This is a genomic window from Azospirillum sp. UENF 211521, from assembly GCF_058780535.1.
The window spans coordinates 1606314-1623483 of sequence record NZ_JBSNCF010000002.1; the positions used below are offsets into that span (position 1 = coordinate 1606314).

18 protein-coding genes are annotated in these 17170 nt (G+C 69.8%); 8 read left to right on the top strand and 10 right to left on the bottom strand.

Annotated features, from left to right (window positions below; genetic code table 11):
• Positions 1 to 5: 5 nt before the first annotated feature.
• From ACWPN5_RS24020 to ACWPN5_RS24035, 4 genes are read left to right on the top strand one after another with little or no spacing between them, the layout of a single operon-like run.
• Positions 6 to 776 carry an ABC transporter ATP-binding protein gene (locus tag ACWPN5_RS24020; RefSeq protein WP_186466175.1) on the top strand — a complete coding sequence of 257 codons (771 nt, stop codon included), beginning with the start codon at positions 6 to 8 and terminating at the stop codon, positions 774 to 776.
• Complete coding sequence (locus ACWPN5_RS24025) at positions 776 to 1522, top strand: ABC transporter permease (RefSeq protein WP_137117205.1); 747 nt, start codon at positions 776 to 778, stop codon at positions 1520 to 1522. The genes ACWPN5_RS24020 and ACWPN5_RS24025 overlap by 1 nt, the downstream gene beginning before the upstream one ends.
• A 7-nt stretch (positions 1523 to 1529) precedes the next feature.
• Complete coding sequence (locus ACWPN5_RS24030) at positions 1530 to 2507, top strand: ABC transporter substrate-binding protein (protein WP_145689190.1); 978 nt, start codon at positions 1530 to 1532, stop codon at positions 2505 to 2507.
• A gap of 17 nt (positions 2508 to 2524) precedes the next feature.
• Positions 2525 to 3292: a 3-oxoacyl-ACP reductase gene (locus ACWPN5_RS24035; RefSeq protein WP_145689191.1), complete on the top strand. Its 768-nt coding sequence runs from the start codon at positions 2525 to 2527 to the stop codon at positions 3290 to 3292.
• 124 nt (positions 3293 to 3416) lie between these two features.
• Here ACWPN5_RS24035 and ACWPN5_RS24040 read toward each other — a convergent pair whose 3' ends face one another.
• The 5 genes from ACWPN5_RS24040 to ACWPN5_RS24060 form a co-directional block, all read right to left on the bottom strand.
• Positions 3417 to 3623, bottom strand: coding sequence for a DUF6494 family protein (locus ACWPN5_RS24040; RefSeq protein WP_137104577.1), 207 nt, complete (start codon positions 3621 to 3623; stop codon positions 3417 to 3419).
• Between the two features lie 64 nt (positions 3624 to 3687).
• On the bottom strand, positions 3688 to 4119 hold the full coding sequence (locus tag ACWPN5_RS24045) for a diheme cytochrome c (RefSeq protein ID WP_492297798.1): 432 nt from the start codon (positions 4117 to 4119) through the stop codon (positions 3688 to 3690).
• Between the two features lie 11 nt (positions 4120 to 4130).
• Positions 4131 to 4553, bottom strand: a complete 423-nt coding sequence (locus ACWPN5_RS24050) for a DUF1924 domain-containing protein (RefSeq protein WP_145689193.1) — start codon at positions 4551 to 4553, stop codon at positions 4131 to 4133.
• Positions 4550 to 5089 carry a hypothetical protein gene (locus ACWPN5_RS24055; RefSeq protein WP_492297799.1) on the bottom strand — a complete coding sequence of 180 codons (540 nt, stop codon included), beginning with the start codon at positions 5087 to 5089 and terminating at the stop codon, positions 4550 to 4552. The genes ACWPN5_RS24050 and ACWPN5_RS24055 overlap by 4 nt, the downstream gene beginning before the upstream one ends.
• On the bottom strand, positions 5076 to 5231 hold the full coding sequence (locus tag ACWPN5_RS24060; RefSeq protein ID WP_186466176.1) for a hypothetical protein: 156 nt from the start codon (positions 5229 to 5231) through the stop codon (positions 5076 to 5078). Before ACWPN5_RS24060 ends, ACWPN5_RS24055 begins: the two co-directional genes overlap by 14 nt.
• Before the next feature lie 139 nt (positions 5232 to 5370).
• On the opposite strand from ACWPN5_RS24060, the gene ACWPN5_RS24065 reads away from it, so the two are divergent.
• The 4 genes from ACWPN5_RS24065 to chrA all read left to right on the top strand — a co-directional run bounded on the left by ACWPN5_RS24065 (position 5371) and on the right by chrA (position 9243).
• Entirely contained in the window at positions 5371 to 5736 is a 366-nt protein-coding gene (locus tag ACWPN5_RS24065; RefSeq protein WP_492297801.1) for a PepSY domain-containing protein, read from the top strand.
• Positions 5737 to 5741: 5 nt separating this feature from the next.
• The gene (locus tag ACWPN5_RS24070; RefSeq protein ID WP_454017274.1) at positions 5742 to 6401 is read left to right on the top strand and encodes a response regulator; all 660 of its coding nucleotides are present in this window, start codon (positions 5742 to 5744) and stop codon (positions 6399 to 6401) included.
• On the top strand, positions 6398 to 7759 hold the full coding sequence (locus ACWPN5_RS24075) for a sensor histidine kinase (RefSeq protein WP_492297803.1): 1362 nt from the start codon (positions 6398 to 6400) through the stop codon (positions 7757 to 7759). Before ACWPN5_RS24070 ends, ACWPN5_RS24075 begins: the two co-directional genes overlap by 4 nt.
• Positions 7760 to 7851: 92 nt before the next feature.
• Positions 7852 to 9243: a chromate efflux transporter gene (gene chrA, locus ACWPN5_RS24080; protein WP_492297805.1), complete on the top strand. Its 1392-nt coding sequence runs from the start codon at positions 7852 to 7854 to the stop codon at positions 9241 to 9243.
• 42 nt (positions 9244 to 9285) lie between these two features.
• Here the strand turns inward: chrA and ACWPN5_RS24085 are convergent, their stop codons facing one another.
• The 5 genes from ACWPN5_RS24085 to ACWPN5_RS24105 all read right to left on the bottom strand — a co-directional run bounded on the left by ACWPN5_RS24085 (position 9286) and on the right by ACWPN5_RS24105 (position 17139).
• Positions 9286 to 9456 carry a hypothetical protein gene (locus ACWPN5_RS24085; RefSeq protein ID WP_014198041.1) on the bottom strand — a complete coding sequence of 57 codons (171 nt, stop codon included), beginning with the start codon at positions 9454 to 9456 and terminating at the stop codon, positions 9286 to 9288.
• Positions 9457 to 9556: 100 nt separating this feature from the next.
• The gene (locus tag ACWPN5_RS24090) at positions 9557 to 10225 is read right to left on the bottom strand and encodes a glutathione S-transferase family protein (protein WP_174451809.1); all 669 of its coding nucleotides are present in this window, start codon (positions 10223 to 10225) and stop codon (positions 9557 to 9559) included.
• A 101-nt stretch (positions 10226 to 10326) separates the two neighbouring features.
• Positions 10327 to 10812, bottom strand: coding sequence for a GNAT family N-acetyltransferase (locus ACWPN5_RS24095; RefSeq protein ID WP_145689200.1), 486 nt, complete (start codon positions 10810 to 10812; stop codon positions 10327 to 10329).
• A gap of 203 nt (positions 10813 to 11015) precedes the next feature.
• Entirely contained in the window at positions 11016 to 15563 is a 4548-nt protein-coding gene (gene gltB, locus ACWPN5_RS24100; protein WP_145689201.1) for a glutamate synthase large subunit, read from the bottom strand.
• Positions 15564 to 15690: 127 nt separating this feature from the next.
• Entirely contained in the window at positions 15691 to 17139 is a 1449-nt protein-coding gene (locus ACWPN5_RS24105; RefSeq protein WP_492297807.1) for an NAD(P)-dependent oxidoreductase, read from the bottom strand.
• Positions 17140 to 17170: the final 31 nt, after the last annotated feature.

A 17170-nucleotide genomic window follows, 5' to 3' on the forward strand; every position in this document is an offset into this window, starting at 1 on the left:
CGGCCATGAGCTTCGTCAGCATCGAACAGGCCGGCTACGGCGTCCCGAGCGGCGGCACCATCCTGGACCGCATCGACTGGACCATCGGGGAGGGCGAGTTCCACGCGCTGGTCGGGCGCAGCGGCTGCGGCAAGACGACCCTGCTGAAGCTGGTCGCCGGGCTGCTCGCCCCCTCGACCGGAACCGTCCGCATCCAGGGGGAGCCGGTGCGGGGGCCGGGTGCCCAGGTCGGCTTCGTCTTCCAGGCGCCGACGCTTCTGGAGTGGCGGACGGTGCTCGACAACCTGCTGCTGCCGGTGTCGCTGACGCGCCGTCCGCAGCCGGCGGACCGCCGCAAGGCGGAGGAGCTGCTGGACCTCGTCGGCCTGTCCGGACTCGAAGGGCGCTACCCCAGCCAACTGTCGGGCGGACAGCAGAGCCGCGTCGCTCTGGCCCGCGCGCTGGTCACCGAGCCGCCGCTGCTCCTGCTCGACGAGCCCTTCGCCGCGCTCGACGCCATCACGCGGGAGGAGTTGCAGAACGACCTCTTGAAGCTCTGCGCCCGGCACCGCACCACCGTGCTGTTCGTCACCCACGACATCGCGGAGGCGGTCTATCTGGCCGACCGGGTGGCGGTGATGGAGGGCGGGCAATTGCGCCACGCCCTGCCGGTGCCGCTGGCCCGCCCGCGCGGGCGCGACGTCCGCTACAGCCCCCGCTTCAACGCCCTGTGCCTGGAGCTGCGCCACGCCATGGATGGCGCGGGCTCCGGCGTGGCACTGGAGCGCGCGTCGTGATGGTGCGTGCCGCCTCCGCCCTGCTGCTCGTCCTGCTGCTGGCGGGGTGGGAGGTCTATTGCCGGGTGGCGGGGGTGTCGGCGCTGGTCGTGCCGCTGCCCTCGGCGGTGCTGCGCACGCTGTGGGACGGGCTGGCCGGGGGCTATCTGCTGCCGCACCTCTGGGTCACCACGGCGGAGATGGCGATGGGCCTCGCCGCCGGCTGCACCGTGGGTTTCCTCGCCGGGGTGCTGCTGGCCGAGGTGCCGGTGCTGCGCCGCCTGTTCTACCCCTACATCCTCGCCAGCCAAGTGGTGCCGAAGCTGGCGCTGGGGCCGCTGTTCATCGTCTGGTTCGGCTTCGGCATGACCTCGACCGTCGTCATCACGGCGCTGATCTGCTTCTTCCCGCTGCTGGAAAACACCATGACCGGCCTCCAGCAGGTCGATCCCAACAAGCGGGAGCTGTTCCGGATGCTGCGGGCGACGCGCCTGCAAACCCTGCTGCGCCTCAAGATTCCCTCCGGCCTGCCGGTGATCCTGGCGGGCTTGCGCGTCGCCGTGGTGCTGGCGCTGGTCGGCGCCGTCGTCGGCGAGTTCATCGGGGGCCGGCAGGGGCTGGGCGCCTCGATCATCGCGGCGCAGGGGATGATGGATTCGACCATGATGTTCGCCCTGTTCATCGTCATCACGGTGCTGGGCATGATCGTTTATCAGGCCGCCGCCGGGCTCGAACGGTGGCTGCTGCGCCGTCCGTGGAAAGGATAATCACACGATGTTCGGGTTCCTGCGCACCCTGGGTGCCGTCGCCGTTTCCGCCTTCCTGCTGTCCTCCCCCGCGCTGGCGCTCGACAAGGTGACCGTGGCGGGCTGGAGCCAGCCGATCAGCGAGATCACCAACCTGCTGGCCGAGCCGGACAAGGGCTTCTTCAAGGCCAAGGGGATCGATCTCGGCTATGTGCCGGGGACCGGCGGCGGCTCGGCCATCCAGAACATGCTGACCGGTCAGGCCGACGTGGCCTTCACCGACCCAGCCTCCTTCTATCTGGCGCTCGACAAGGGCGAGAAGCTGATCGCCATCTACAACATCTACCCGCAGAACGTCTTCAACGTGGTGTCGCCGAAGGAGCGCAACATCACCAAGCCCGAGGACCTCAAGGGCAAGCGCATCGGCGTCTACAGCCTGTCCAGCGGCACGCGCCAGAACCTCCAAGTGCTGCTGCATCAGGTGGGGCTGAGCGAGAAGGACGTGACCATCGAGGTGACCGGCCTGCTGAACTTCGCCCCCGTCATCCAGGGTCAGGTGGACGCCACCGCGGCGACCGACACCGGCCTGTATGTCGGGATGCAGAAGGGGCTCAAGGACATCAACGTCATCGAGGTCAAGGACACGCTGAACCTGCCCTCCGACATCTTCGTGGTGACGGAGGAGACCTACCGCACGAAGAAGGACGTTCTGAAGCGCTTCCTCGCCGCCTACCGCGACAGCGCCGCCTGGATGATCGCCGAGCCGGAGGAAGCCGCCCGCCTCGCCGTGACCCGCGCCATCAACGGCCGTGACGAGGCCACCAACCTCGCCATCATCAAGCTGCGCAACGAATCCAGCGTGTCGGAGACGACCAAGGCCAAGGGCCTCGGCCACTTCGACCCGGAACTGATGCAGAAGGGGGCGGACACCTTCAAGCAGCTCGGCCTGATCGCGGCGGACCTCGACATGGGCAAGCTGGTCCAGTCCGACCTGATCCCCGAGTAAGGAAGGCTTGGCCCGCCATGGATTTCCGCGACAAGACCGTCCTCGTCACCGGCGCCAGCCGCGGCATCGGCGCGGCCATCGCCAAGGCCTTCGCGGCGGAGGGGGCGGCGGTCGCCGTCAACTACCTCCAGAATGGGGACGCCGCCGAGGCGGTGGCGTCGGCCTGCCGCGAGGCGGGCGGCGACGCCTGGGCGGTGCAGGCCGACGTGACCGACGCCGACGCGGTGCAGCGCATGGTGGAGCGCACGGCGGAGGAGTTCGGCAAGATCGACGTGGTGGTGAACAACGCCTTCCGCCCCTACGCCTTCGACCCGGAGAAGCGCAAGCTGTTCTGGGACACCGACTGGGCGGACTACCGGGGGCAGGTGGATGGGGCGCTGCTCGGCACCTACAACGTCTGCCGGGCGGTGCTGCCGGTGATGCGGCGGCGGCCCGGCGGCAGCATCGTGAACATGGCGACCGACCTCGTCGCCCGGCCCACCGTGCCCTATCACGACTACACTACGGCCAAGGCGGCGCTGGTCGGCTTCAGCCGCAATCTGGCGGCGGAGCTGGGGCCGCTGGGCATCCGCGTCAATTGCGTGGCGCCGGGGCTGGTCTACCCCACCGACGCCAGCCGGGCGACGAAGGAGGACGTCAAGGACGCCATCGTCGCCCAGACTCCGCTGCGCCGCATCGCCACGCCGGAGGACGTGACCGGCCCGGTGCTGTTCCTGGCGTCCGGCTGGAGCCGGTTCATGACCGGGCAGGTGCTGTATGTGGATGGCGGGTTGGTGATGGGGTGAGGTGTGGGCGCCGTTGCCCCCACCCCGGCCCTCCCCCGCTGGGCGGGGAAGGGAGGTTTTATTAAGCCCTCCCCTGCGTTAGCGGGGGAGGGTTGGGTGGGGGCCCGTCGCAAGCACTTCCCCGCTACTCCAACGCGATCTCCCCCTTGATCTCATGCTCCAGCCCGATGCCCTCGACGGTCAGCACGACGCGGGCCTGAAGCGTCTCGTTGCCCTTCAGCTTTCCGGACTCGATCGCTTCGGTCACGGCGCGCTCGATCTCGCGCTGCGAGGTGACGCCGACGACCTTCAGGTACTTCCGGATGCCCATGTTGAAGGTGTCGTGGTCCATGATGCTCCTCCCTCTCTGATCGCTCCCGAAGACAACCGTCGCGGCAACGCTTTGTCCCGCCCCGTCAGTCGTCCTCGTACAGGCCGCGGGCGGCGTCGCGGTGGCAGGCTTCGCAGTTGGCCTTGGACAGCACGTCCTTGCGCAGCCAGACCTCCGGGCGGAAGCGGTGCTCGCGCAGCCACCAGCGCTGTTCGGTGATGCGCAGCAGCGCGGGGTCGCCGCGCCCGGCGGCGTTGCCGGTCAGATAGGCGCGGATCTCCGCCGCCGGGCCGGGCGGCAGGCTGGCCTTCTCGCCGAAATGGTCGTCCAGCCCGTCCATGATCCGGGTCCAGCTTCCCGCCGGCAGCAGGCCGGGCTGGAAGGCCATGTGGCATTCTCCGCATTCCTTGCGGGTGGCGTCGTTGGTGACGGGGCGGACGCGTTCGAACTCGTTGGCCGAGGCGGTGACGCCGGACAGCAGAAGCAGGACGGACGCGGCGGCGAGGCGGCGGGGCATGGTGGGGGTCCTCACTGTCCGGCGAGATAGGTGATGAAGTCGCCCTTCTCCTGCGCCGTGCAGGCGCGGCCGAGGACGTTGGGGCAGTCGCGGTCGAAGCGCTTCTCCACCTCCGCAGGGTCGGTGAAGCGCTTGGGGGTGGCGGAGACGGCCATCGGCTCGATCGCGCGCCCGGTCCGCTGGTGGCGCCCCTGGGCGGTGGGATTGGGGGTGTGGCAGGCGGCGCAGGCGTTTGTCTCCGGCTTGCCGCCGGTGTGCGGGCCGAGATAGAGGGCGCGTCCGCGCTCGGCGGAGAAGCCGGCGAAGGTCGCCGACTGCGCTTTCGCCTGGGCGGCGTAGCCGTCGAGCAGGGCGGTGCGGGCCGGGTTCGCGGTGGCGGCGATGGCCCCACCCACGGCGAAGACCGCCAGCGTCGGCATAAGGAAGCGGATCATGGTGCGGTGACCTCGTGGCGGATGTTGGAGCGGGCGCGCCGGCCGGCGACGGTCTTCAGGCCGAGCAACGCGACGACCAGGGCGACATGGGCCAGCACGACGGGCAGGGAGGCCTCGCCCAGCGCCTCGTGCAGCTTTTCGAAGGGGACGACGAAGTCGGCGAACGCCCCGCTGAGCGCGGCGGCGCCGACCACGGCCAGCAGCGCCAGCGCCATCCAGGCGAGCAGCGGGCTGCGCTGCCCCCAGGCCCGCGCCTCGCCCAGGGCGACGCGCCGCAGCCAGTCCCGCGCGGCGGTCAGGGACGGGTAGGGCAGGCGCAGCGGCCCCACCGGCATCAGCAGCCCGGCCAGCAGCCGCACCGCCAGCGCGGCCAGCGCCGTGTAGCCGGCGACCTGATGCATGGCGTAGGTGTCCTCGTCCCCCGTCAGGTAGGCGACGATGAAGGCGCCCGACAGTGCGGCGTGGAAGGCGAACAGGAACAGCAGCCGACCCGGCGTGCGGCGCGCCGTGGTGGGGCGGGGATCAGTCGGCGTCATGATCGCCCCCCGCGATGGCGGTGGCCAGCGACCCGGCGGTGCGGGCGACGCCCTCCCCACCGGCAAGGGCCTGGAAGGCGAAGGCCGCCACGGCGATGACGAGCGTCGCGGCGGCGGTGTGGGTCAGCATCCTGCGGATCATCGGCGGTCTCCAGTCCGGCGGGTTCGTTGCCGCGGAGACTGCGCCGCTCCCGCTGAACACAGCCTGAGCGGTTCGTTCAGGTGCCGTTCAGCCCGCTTTGTGCTAACTGGGGGTGTCTTTTCGTCCGCCGGTTCCGACCATGAACGCCGTCCGCGCCGTCCTGCTGTCCCTGGCCCTCCTCGCCGCCCTCGACGGTGCCGCCCTGCCGGCGGCGGCCGATGACGACCGCGACCATGAGCGGGCGCGGGAGGCGTTCCGGTCGGGCCGGGCGCTGCCGCTGGAGGCCATCGTCGCCCGCGCGCAGGCCGATTTCCCCGGCGACATCCTGGACGTCGAGTTCGAGGACGAGGACGGGCAGATCGTCTACGAGATCAAGACCATCACCGCCGAAGGCCGCGTCCTGAAGCTGAAATACGACGCCGCCACCGGCGACCTGCTGCGGGTGCGCGGGCGGAACGGCAAGGGCGAGGGCAAGGGCGAGGGCGGCCATCATGGGAAGAGGTGAGCGCCATGCGCCTGCTCGTCGTCGAGGATGATCCGGCGCTCGCCCAGCAGCTCGCCGAGCGGCTGGAGGGCGAGGGCTACGCCGTGGACCGCGCCGCCGACGGCGAGGAGGGGCAGTTCCTCGGCGAGACGGAGCCCTACGACGCCATCGTGCTCGACCTCGGCCTGCCGCGGGTCGACGGGCTGACGGTGCTGCGCTCCTGGCGCGCGGGCGGGATCACAGCACCGGTCATCATCCTGACCGCCCGCGGCGCCTGGACGGAGAAGGTCCAGGGCATCGACGCCGGGGCCGACGACTATCTGGCGAAGCCCTTCAGCATGGAGGAGCTGCTCGCCCGCATCCGCGCGCTGATCCGCCGCTCCAAGGGCCACGCCTCGGCGGAGATCGCCTGCGGCGGGGTGGTGCTGGACACCCGCTCGGGCCGGGTCACGCTGGACGGGCGGCCGGTGGACCTGACCGGGCACGAGTTCCGCGTGCTTGATTACCTGATGCACCGCAAGGGGCAGCTCGTCTCGCGGACGGAGCTGACCGAGCACATCTACGCCCAGGATTTCGACCGCGATTCCAACACCATCGAGGTCTTCGTCGGGCGCTTGCGCCGCAAGCTGGGCGCCGACCTGATCAAGACCGTGCGCGGGCTCGGCTACAAGCTGGAGGCGCCGTGAGCGGGGATGGGCGGCGGCTGACCGGGTCGCTGCGCTTCCGCCTGCTGGCCGGGGCGGCCGTGTGGATCGCGCTGGCCCTGGCGCTGGCCGGGCTGGTGCTGTCCGGCCTGTTCCGCGACCATGTGGCCCGCCGCTTCGAGGCGGAGCTGACCAACCATCTCGACCAGCTCGCCGCGCTGACCGAGCTGGGGGCGGACGGCGTGCCGGTGCTGCGCCAGCCGCTCAGCGACCCGCGCTTCCGCCGGCCGCTGTCGGGGCTCTACTGGCAGGTGGGGCCGGGGGACACGCCCGCCCTGCGCTCCCGCTCCCTGTGGGACGAGGCGCTGGCCCTGCCGCCGGACGAGGTGGCGGATGGCGACATCCACCGCCACAGCGTCGTCGGGCCCGCCGGGCGCCATCTGTCGGTGCTGGAGCGCGCGGTGACCCTTCCCAACGGGACCGCACCCCTGCGCATGGCGGTGGCGCAGGATGAGGCGGAACTGCGGGCGGTGGTGGCCGACTTCAACCGGGTGCTCTGGCTGTCGCTGGGGGCGCTGGCGCTGGCGCTGATCGCCGCGGCGGTGGTCCAGGTGTCGGTGGGGCTGCGCCCGCTGGTCCGGCTGCGCGCCGAACTGGCCGCGGTGCGGGCCGGGCGCCGGAAGCGCTTCGGCGGCGACTCCCCGCGCGAGGTGCAGCCGCTGCTCGACGACCTGAACGCCCTGCTCGACCATTCGGAGGAGGTGGTGGTGCGGGCGCGGCTCCAGGCCGGGAATCTCGCCCACGCGCTGAAGACGAACCTCGCCGTGCTGGCGAACGAGGCGGAGGGGGAGGCGGCCGCCCGGCGGGTGGCGGAAATGCGCCGCCACATCGACCACCACATGGCCCGCGCCCGCGCCGCCGCCGCCCGCGGCCTGCCCGGCGTCGCCACCCCGGTGGCCGACCGCGCCGCGGCGCTGGCGCGGGTGATGGACAAGCTCCAGGGCGGAGGCCGGGGGGGAGGACGGGTGGCGGTCACCGTCCGCGTCCCGCGCGAGCATGTCTTCGCCGGGGAGCGCGAGGATCTCGACGAGATGCTGGGCAACCTGCTGGACAACGCCATGAAATGGGCGGGGTCGCGGGTGGAGGTGGCGTCGCGGCTGGAGGCGGGCGGGATGCTGGCGGTGGTGGTGGACGACGACGGACCGGGCCTGCCCGCCGACCGGCGCGACGCCGTGCTGGCCCCCGGCGTGCGGCTGGACGAAAGCACGCCGGGCAGCGGCCTCGGCCTGGCCGTGGTGCGCGACGTGGCGCGGCTCTACGGCGGCGACCTGCGGCTGGGCGATTCGCCGCTCGGCGGGTTGCGGGTGGAGCTGGTCCTGCCCGCGGCGGCGCCCTCCTGACCGGCGCAATATTTCCGTCACATCTCCGCGCTGGCGGCGGACCGTCCCTTGTGGTCTGAATGGCGCCCCTTCGCGTGCTCCGGAGACGACGCATGACCCAGGCGGACAGCGCCAACGCACCCGGTGCGGACACCGCCGGCCACGGGGTGAGCCTCGGCGAGGCCACGCGGGTCTGGGCGCGGATCGCGGCGCTGAGCTTCGGCGGGCCGGCCGGCCAGATCGCCATGATGCACCGCATCGTGGTGGACGAGAAGAAGTGGATCGGCGAGGAGCGGTTCCTCCACGCCCTGAACTACTGCATGCTGCTGCCGGGGCCGGAGGCGCAGCAGTTGGCCGTCTACATCGGCTGGCTGATGCACCGGACGGTGGGCGGGCTGATCGCCGGCGTCCTGTTCGTCCTGCCCGGCGCGCTGGCCATCATGGCGCTCAGCCTGATCTACGCGACGCTGGGGCACACCGGGGCGGTGCAGGGGCTGTTCTTCGGGCTGAAGGCGGCGGTGCTCGCCGTCGTGCTGGAGGCGGTGGTCCGCGTCGGGCGGCGCACGCTGAAGAACGGGGCGATGGTCGCCCTGTCGGCGGCGGCCTTCCTGGCGATCTTCGCCTTCAATGTCCCGTTCCCGCTGATCATCCTGACCGCCGCGCTGATCGGGCTGGGAGGGGCGCGGCTGGGCGTCTCCGCCTTCCGGCCGATGCCCCACGGGGCGGCTGCGTCCACGCACGGGAGCAGCCTGCTGGGCGAGGGGACGCCGGACCACGCGCGGCCCTCCACCGCTTGGTCGCTGCGGGTCGGGGCGGTCTGCCTCGCCCTGTGGCTGGGTCCGGTGCTGGCGCTGCTGCTGACGCTGGGGCCGGACAACACGTTCACCGGCATCGCCGTCTTCTTTTCCAAGATGGCGGTGGTGACCTTCGGCGGCGCCTACGCCGTGCTGGCCTATGTGGCGCAGCAGGCGGTGGAGACCTACGGCTGGCTCCATCCCGGCGAGATGCTCGACGGGCTGGGCATGGCGGAGACGACGCCGGGGCCGCTGATCATGGTGGTGCAGTTCGTCGGCTTCCTCGGCGCGTTGCGCGATCCGGGGGCGCTGCCGCCGCTGCTGGCCGGGGTGCTGGGCGGGCTGCTGACCAGCTGGGTGACCTTCGTGCCCTGTTTCCTGTGGATCTTCCTCGGCGCGCCCTATGTCGAGGCGCTGCGCGGCAACCGGATGCTCGGCGCCGCCCTGTCGGCGATCACCGCGGCGGTGGTCGGGGTGATCCTGAATCTGGCGCTGTGGTTCGCCCTGCACACGCTGTTCGCCCGGCTGGAAACGGTGTCCGTCGCCGGCATGGCGCTGGACCTGCCCGTTCTCGCCAGCGTCAACCAGCCCGCCCTGGCGCTGACCGTGGCGGCGGTGCTGGCGGTGTTCCGCTTCAAGGCGGGGATGCTGCCCACCCTCGGCGCCTGCGCGCTGGCCGGTGTGGCGCTGCGCATGGCGGGGGTGGCGTAGCGGGACAAAGGCCGCGCCCGGACCGGCGCGGCCCTGCCGCCATCAATGCATCTCCTGAACCTGGGCGATGCGTTCGGTGATTCCTTCGAGGCGGCGGGACAGCTGGTCCTCGTCCTCCGGCGCGATCTGGCCCTTGCGTTGGGCAAGCCGCAGGGCCGCTTGCGCCTCCTCCAGGCAATCGAGCGTGTGACGCACGTAGTCGTGTTGGGCCATGCCCCCATCCTCCTCTGCCGTTCTGCAACCAAAGCGAAACAGACCGGTACGGATGGGGTTCCACCTTCAGGCGGGGCCTATCCCGGCCGGACAGATCGGCTCAGAAATCCAGGTCGGCGTAATGGCGGGGCGGCGGGCAGCCGGGGACGCTGTCGGCCAGCAGGCCGCGGAAGCTGGGGCGCGACTTGATGCGGGCGTACCAGTCCTTGGCCTCCGGCACCTTGTCCCACGGAACGTTGTCCACGTAATCGACGCAGGACAGCGCCGCCGCCGCTGCGATGTCGGCCACCGTGAAGCTGGAGCCGGCCAACCAGGGGCGGCGTTCCGACAGGAAGGCGATGTATTCCATGTGGTACTGGATGTTCGCCAGACCGGCGCGGATCGCCGGGGCGTAGGGGTGGCCCTGGCCGGACAGCCGCTTGATCAGCTTCTCGCCGACCAGATTCTCGGTCACCTCGCGGTCGAAGGTCCGGGTGAACCAGTCGACGATCCGGCGCACCTCGGCGCGGGCCGCCACCTCCCGCGGCATCAGCGCCACGTCGGGGTAGGCCTCCTCCAGATACTCCAGAACGGGCAGCCCGCCGGCCACGACGGTTCCGTCCTCCTCCACCAGCACCGGCGGCTCGCCGGCGGGGTTCAGCATCAGGAAATCCTCGCGCCGTTCCCACGGCTTCTCGATGACCGTGTCGAAGGGAAGACCCTTCTCGGCCAGCATCACCCGCGCGACGCGGGACAAGGGATGGAGGGGGTGGTGATGGAGTGTCCGCATGCCGGGCCGGACTGTAGCGTATGGGAAGCGTGGAAAACAGTCTGCGCTTTGGCCTGTGACGCCGCTCCTTCGGCTTATGGATCAACCGTGCCGGGAGGGTGTCAAAGGGCGGATTTGCGGTAGACCACCAGGGGGGCGGCGTCGCCCTCCGGACCGGCGTCGGGGACCGGGGTCCAGCCGTTGTGCTCGTAGAAGGCGCGGGCCGCCGCGTTGCGCGAGGCGCAGGCCAGTTCGGCGGAGCCGCGCAGCAGGCTCAGCGCCTCGCGCAGCAGCGCGCTGCCGATGCCCTGCCCGCGCCACAGCGGGTCGATGAACAGGGTGTGGATGAAACGGTCGCCGGCATCGACGGAGATGAAGCCGACGACCAGCCGGGTCGTCGCCCAGGCGCCGGCTCCGGCCCCGTCCAACTCGGCCACCAGCACCTCTTCCCCATCCACGCAGTCGTAGTAGTCGTCCAGGCCGAACCGGTCCTGGGGTTGCCAGGAAAAGGCGGCGCGACGCCCGTGCAGGAAGATGTCGGCGCAGCGCGGCCCGTCGGCCGCCGTGGCGAAGCGAATGTTGATGCGCAAGCCGTCCTCTGCCGGCATAACGCCCTCCCGTGTGGTTGCGGATGCCCCCAGGCGGTCCTAACAACCCGTGCCGAACCAGATTATTCCCAACCAGATTATTCCAGGGAACGGCGCCCTGAAAAGGACGGCCATGGCGCGGCCGGCGTGAAAAACGGCGGCCCGGTTGCCCCGGACCGCCGTTTCGCATATGCGCAATCGACCTGAGATTTACGCCGCGGGTTTTACTCCGCCGAGATGGCCTTCGGCAGATGGACCGGCACTTCCAGGCGGTTCAGCATTTCCTTCGGAACAACCTGCCAGAACTTGGTCACCTCACGCGCCCAATCGTTGAGGATCTCGGCGGCGAAGCGGCTCTGCGTCTCCGCCACATGCTCCTCGATCAGGTGCTTGAGCTGGCTTTCGTAATGGCCGACCTCGATGCGCTGGAAGATCACGCTCTCGTCGTTGATGTACAGCGGCAGGCTGTCGTCCAGGTCGTAGACGTAGGCCATGCCGCCCGTCATGCCGGCGGCGAAGTTGTCGCCGACGCGGCCGAGGATGACCGCCGTGCCGCCCGTCATGTACTCGCAGCCGTTGGAGCCGCAGCCCTCGACCACCACGGTGGCGCCGGAGTTGCGGACGGCGAACCGCTCGCCGGCTTGGCCCGCGGCGAACAGCTTGCCCGCCGTCGCGCCGTAGAGGACCGTGTTGCCGATGATCGTGTTCTTGTTGGTCTCCAGCGGGCTGGAGGTCGTCGGACGGACGACGATGGTGCCGCCCGACAGGCCCTTGCCGACATAGTCGTTGGCGTCGCCCATCACCTCCAGCTTGATGCCCTGCACCGCGAAGGCGCCGAGCGACTGGCCGGCGGTGCCGCGCAGGCGGATGGTGATGTGGCCGGGCTGCAGCCCGAACATCCCGAACTTGCGGGTCACCATCGAGGACAGCCGCGTGCCGATGGCGCGCTGCGTGTTGCGGGCGTTGTAGGCGAGCTGCATCTTCTCGCCCTCCTCGAACAGCGGGCGGGCGTCGGCGACGATGCGGGCGTCCAGCGTGTCCGGCACCTCGTTGCGGCCCTGCAGCGTGCAGTAGCGGGCGTTCTCGCCGGGATCGACCTGGGCCAGCAGCGGGTTCAGGTCGAGGTCGTCGAGATGCTCCGCGCCGCGGCTGACCTGATGCAGCAGGTCGGTGCGGCCGATCACCTCGTTCAGTGAGCGGAAGCCGAGGCCGGCCAGGATCTCGCGCACTTCTTCAGCCAGGAAGGTGAAGAGGTTGACCACCTTCTCCGGCGTGCCGACGAACTTCTGGCGCAGCTTGTCGTCCTGCACGCAGACGCCGACCGGGCAGGTGTTGCTGTGGCACTGGCGGACCATGATGCAGCCCATGGCGATCAGGCTGGCCGTGCCGATGCCGAACTCCTCCGCACCCAGCATGGCGGCGATCACGATGTCGCGGCCGGTCTTCAGGCCGCCATCGGTGCGCAGCCGCACGCGGTGGCGCAGGCGGTTCAGCGTCAGGACCTGATGGACCTCCGACAGGCCCATCTCCCAGGGCAGGCCGGCGAACTTGATCGAGGTCTGCGGGGAAGCGCCGGTGCCGCCGCTGTTGCCGGAGATCAGGATGATGTCGGCGTTGGCCTTGGCGACGCCCGCGGCAATCGTTCCGATACCGGAACGGCTGACCAGCTTCACCGTCACTTTCGCATCCGGATTGATCTGCTTCAGGTCATAGATGAGCTGGGCGAGATCCTCGATCGAGTAGATGTCGTGGTGCGGCGGCGGGCTGATGAGCATCACGCCTGGCGTCGAGTGACGCAGCCGCGCGATCATCTCGGTCACCTTGAAGCCGGGGAGCTGGCCGCCCTCGCCGGGCTTGGCGCCCTGGGCGACCTTGATCTCCAGCTCGCGGCACTGGTTCAGGTACTCGGCGGTGACGCCGAAGCGGCCCGAGGCCACCTGCTTGATGGCGCTGTTCCAGTTGTCGCCGTTCTTGTCCGGGCGGAAGCGCGCCGGATCCTCGCCGCCCTCGCCGCTGTCGGACTTGGCGCCGATGCGGTTCATGGCGACGTTCAGCGTGCCGTGGGCCTCGGGCGACAGGGCGCCCATGGACATGCCCGGCGTGATGAAGCGCTTGCGGATCGCGGTGATGCTCTCCACCTCGTCCACCGGCACCGGGGCCTTGGTGGAGCGCAGCTCCAGCAGGTCGCGGAGTTGCATCGGCGGGCGCTTGTTCACCTGCTCGCTGTACTTCTTGAAGGTGGTGTAGCTGTCGTTGGTCACCGCCTGCTGCAGCGTGTGGATCACGCCGCCTTCCCAGCCGTGGCGGTCGCCCGACTTGCGGAAGCGGTAGAAGCCGCCGACCGGCAGGGCCACGACCTCCTCGTTGTAGGCGGTGGCGTGCTGCTCCAGCACCTTCTTCTGGATGCCGTTCAGGCCGATGCCGGAGATGCGGCTGACCATCGCCGGGAAATGCTCGGCGACCAGCGCGCGCGACAGGCCGATGGCCTCGAAGTTGCCGCCGCCGCGGTAGCTGCTGATGACCGAGATGCCCATCTTGGACATGATCTTCAGCAGGCCGTCGTCGATGGCCTTCTTGTAGTTGGCCATGCCCTTTTCCAGCGGCATGGCGCCGAACAGGCCGCGGCGGTGACGCTCGGCGATGGCCTCCTGCGCGAGGTAGGCGTTGACCGTGGTGGCGCCGACGCCGATCAGAACGGCGAAGTAGTGGGTGTCCAGCCCCTCCGCCGTGCGCACGTTCAGCGAGGTGAAGGTGCGCAGGTTGGAGCGGATCAGGTGCGTGTGCACCGCACCGGTGGCGAGGATCGCCGGGATGGCGGCGCGCGCCGGGCCCATCGCCTCGTCGGTCAGGATGACGTGGGTGGCGCCGCCGCGAACGGCGTCCTCCGTCTCCTGGCGGATGCGGCGCAGCGCGTCGCGCAGAGCCTCCGGGCCGCCGTCGACCGGGAAGGTCGCGTCGATCTCGGCCGCCGTGTCGCCCATGTAGTCGCGCATGGCGCGGAACTCGGCGGTCGTCAGGACCGGCGATTCGAGCTGCAGCAGGCGGGTCTGCGTCTCGTCCTCGTCCAGGATGTTGCCGAGGTTGCCGAGCCGCGTCTTCAGGCTCATCACCCGGCGCTCACGCAAGCTGTCGATGGGCGGGTTGGTGACCTGAGAGAAGTTCTGGCGGAAGAAGTGGTGCAGGCCGCGGTACTTGTCGGACAGCACGGCGATGGGGCTGTCGTCGCCCATCGAGCCGATGGCCTCCTTCCCGTCCTCCACCATCGGGTGCAGGATCAGCTCCATGTCTTCCATGGTCAGGCCGAAGGCCTGCTGGCGGCGGCGTAGCTCGGCCTTGTCCATGTCCGACGGCTCGCCCTTCAGCGAGGCGGTCTTCACCAGCTCGTCCAGGTGGGTGGTGTTCTGCACCCACTTGTCCCACGGCTTCAGCGTGGCGAGATGGTCCTTCAGCTCGCGGTCGCGGTAGAGCTTGCCGGACTGGAGGTCGACGGCGATCATCTCGCCCGGGCCGAGGCGGCCCTTCTCGATGACCTGGGTCTCGTCGATCTTCACCATGCCCGTCTCGGACCCGCCGATGATCAGGCCGTCGGTGGTGATCGTGTAGCGCATCGGACGCAGGCCGTTGCGGTCCATGCCGCCGACGACCCAGCGGCCGTCGGTCATGGCCAGCGCGGCCGGGCCGTCCCACGGCTCCATGACGGAGTTGCAGTACTGGATCAGCGCCTTGTGGTTGTCGGGCGTGGTCTGCGAGCTGGTCAGCGCCTGCGGCACCAGCATCATCTTGACCATCGGGGCGGTGCGGCCGGCGCGGACCATCACCTCGAACACGGTGTCGAGCGAGCCGGAGTCCGACAGGCCGACGCCGATCACCGGCTTCAGGTCCTGCATGTGGGTGCCGAAGGCCGGATGCTCCATCCGGGTTTCGTGCGCCTTCATCCAGTTGACGTTGCCCTTGACCGTGTTGATCTCGCCGTTGTGGGCGAGCATGCGGAAGGGCTGGGCCAGCGGCCAGGTCGGGAAGGTGTTGGTCGAATAGCGCTGGTGGTAGATGGCGAAGTCGGACTCGAAGCGCTCGTCCAGCAGGTCCGGGTAGAAGGTGGTCAGCTGCTCCGCCAGGAACATGCCCTTGTAGATGATCGAGCGCGCCGACAGCGAGCAGATGTAGAAGTCGTTGATCTGTTCACCCTTCACCGCCTTCTCGATGCGGCGGCGGATGATGTAGAGGTCGAGCTCGAACTGCTCGTCGGACACGCCCTTGTTGTTGCCGACGATGATCTGCTCGATCTCCGGACGGGTCGCGTTGGCCTTCTCGCCGATGATGTCGACGTTGATCGGCACCTGGCGCCAGCCGTAGATGTAGTAGCCGAAGGCCAGGATCTCGGTCTCGACGATGCAGCGGCAGGCTTCCTGCGCGTCCAGGCTGATGCGCGGCAGGAAGACCTGGCCGACGGCCAGCTTGTTGTCCGGCGCGCGGTGGCCGATGACCTTCACATGGTCCTTGAAGAACTTCTGCGGCACGGCGACGTGGATGCCCGCACCGTCGCCGGTCTTGCCGTCGGCGTCCACGGCGCCGCGGTGCCAGACGGCCTTCAGCGCCTCGATGCCTTTCTCGACCACCGAGCGGCGGGGCTTGCCGTCGATCGCGGCGATGAAGCCGACGCCGCAGGCGTCGTGCTCATCCTCCGGGTTGTAGGCGTTGGCAGTGGTCAGCGCCGCGGCGTTGGCGCGGAAGTCGGCGACGAACTGCTCACCCTGGTTCAACTCGGTGGTCATCGGTGGACCCTTTCAGTCAGTCTGTTTGACGGGGGCAGTCTGTTCGAAAGGGGGACTTCGCCCCTTCACCCCCGCCAGGGGCCGAAATGGACCCCTGGAACCCGCGGAATTATGGATTGTTGCGGCTTTATTCCGCCGCGACGGCGACCGGCGCCTCGGCCTTCGCCCTGGCGTAGGCGTGGATGCCCTCCGCCGCGTCGCGGCCGTCGCGGATGGCCCACACCACCAGCGAGGCGCCGCGCACGATGTCGCCGGCGGCGAAGACGCCGTCCATGTTGGTCATCTTGGTGCGATGATCGACCAGCAGCGTGCCCCAGCGGGTCACCTTCAGTTCCGGCTCGTCGAAGGCGTTCGGCAGGTCCTCGGGCTCGAAGCCGAGCGCCTTGATGACCAGATCGGCCTGGACGGTGAACTCCGACCCCTCGATCACCTGCGGGGTCTGGCGGCCGGTGGCGTCGGCGACGCCCAGATGGATGCGCACGGCGCGCACGCCGGTCACCACCGTGTCGCCGGTGAAGCCTTCCGGGGCGGCCTGCCAGATGAACTCCACGCCCTCTTCCTCGGCGTGGGCGACCTCGCGCTGCGAACCCGGCATGTTCTTGCGGTCGCGGCGGTACAGACACTTGACCGACACAGCGCCCTGGCGGATGGCCGTGCGCACGCAGTCCATGGCGGTATCGCCGCCGCCCAAAACCACCACATGCTTGCCGGCGGCGTTCAGGGAGCCGTTCTCGTACGCCTCCACCGTGTCGCCCAGGCTGACCTTGTTGGAGGTGGTCAGATAGTCCAGCGCTGCCACGATGTTGCCCAGGCCCGAACCCGGCGCCTTGATGTCGCGCGCCTTGTAGACGCCGGTGGCGACCAGCACGGCGACGTGCTTGCGGCGCAGCTCCGGCAGGGAGGCGTCGCGGCCGACCTCGAAGTTCGGATGGTAGATCACCCCGGCGTCGGCCAGCAGCTTCACGCGGCGCTCGACCACCGACTTCTCCAGCTTGAAGCCGGGGATGCCGTAGACCAGCAGGCCGCCCATGCGGTCGTAGCGGTCGTAGACGTGCACCTCGTAGCCCTTGGCGCGCAGCTCCTCGGCGGCGGCGAGGCCGGCGGGACCGGCGCCGATGACGCCGACCGAGACGCCCAGCTCACGCGACGGCGTGCGCGGCTTCACCCAGCCCTGATCCCAGGCGGTGTCGTTGATGTACTTCTCCACCGACCCGATGGTGACGGCGCCGTGGGTGGACTGCTCGATGACGCAGTTGCCCTCGCACAGACGGTCCTGCGGGCAGATGCGGCCGCAGATCTCCGGGAAGTTGTTGGTGGCCTGGGAGACCTCGTACGCCTCCTCCAGCCGGCCTTCGGAGGTCAGCTTCAGCCAGTCGGGGATGTTGTTGGAGACCGGGCAATGCACCTGGCAGAAGGGAACGCCGCACTGCGAGCAACGGTTGGCCTGCTCGTTGGCGCGGTCGTCGCTGAAGCGGGCGTAGATCTCGGCGAAATCCTGGCGGCGCTCCGCGGCCGGGCGTTTGTCGGGCATCCGCTGCGCGGTGTGCACGAAGCCCAACATCCTCTGGTTCGCCATAACGCCTGCTCCTTCTTCCCGTGTCCCGTGC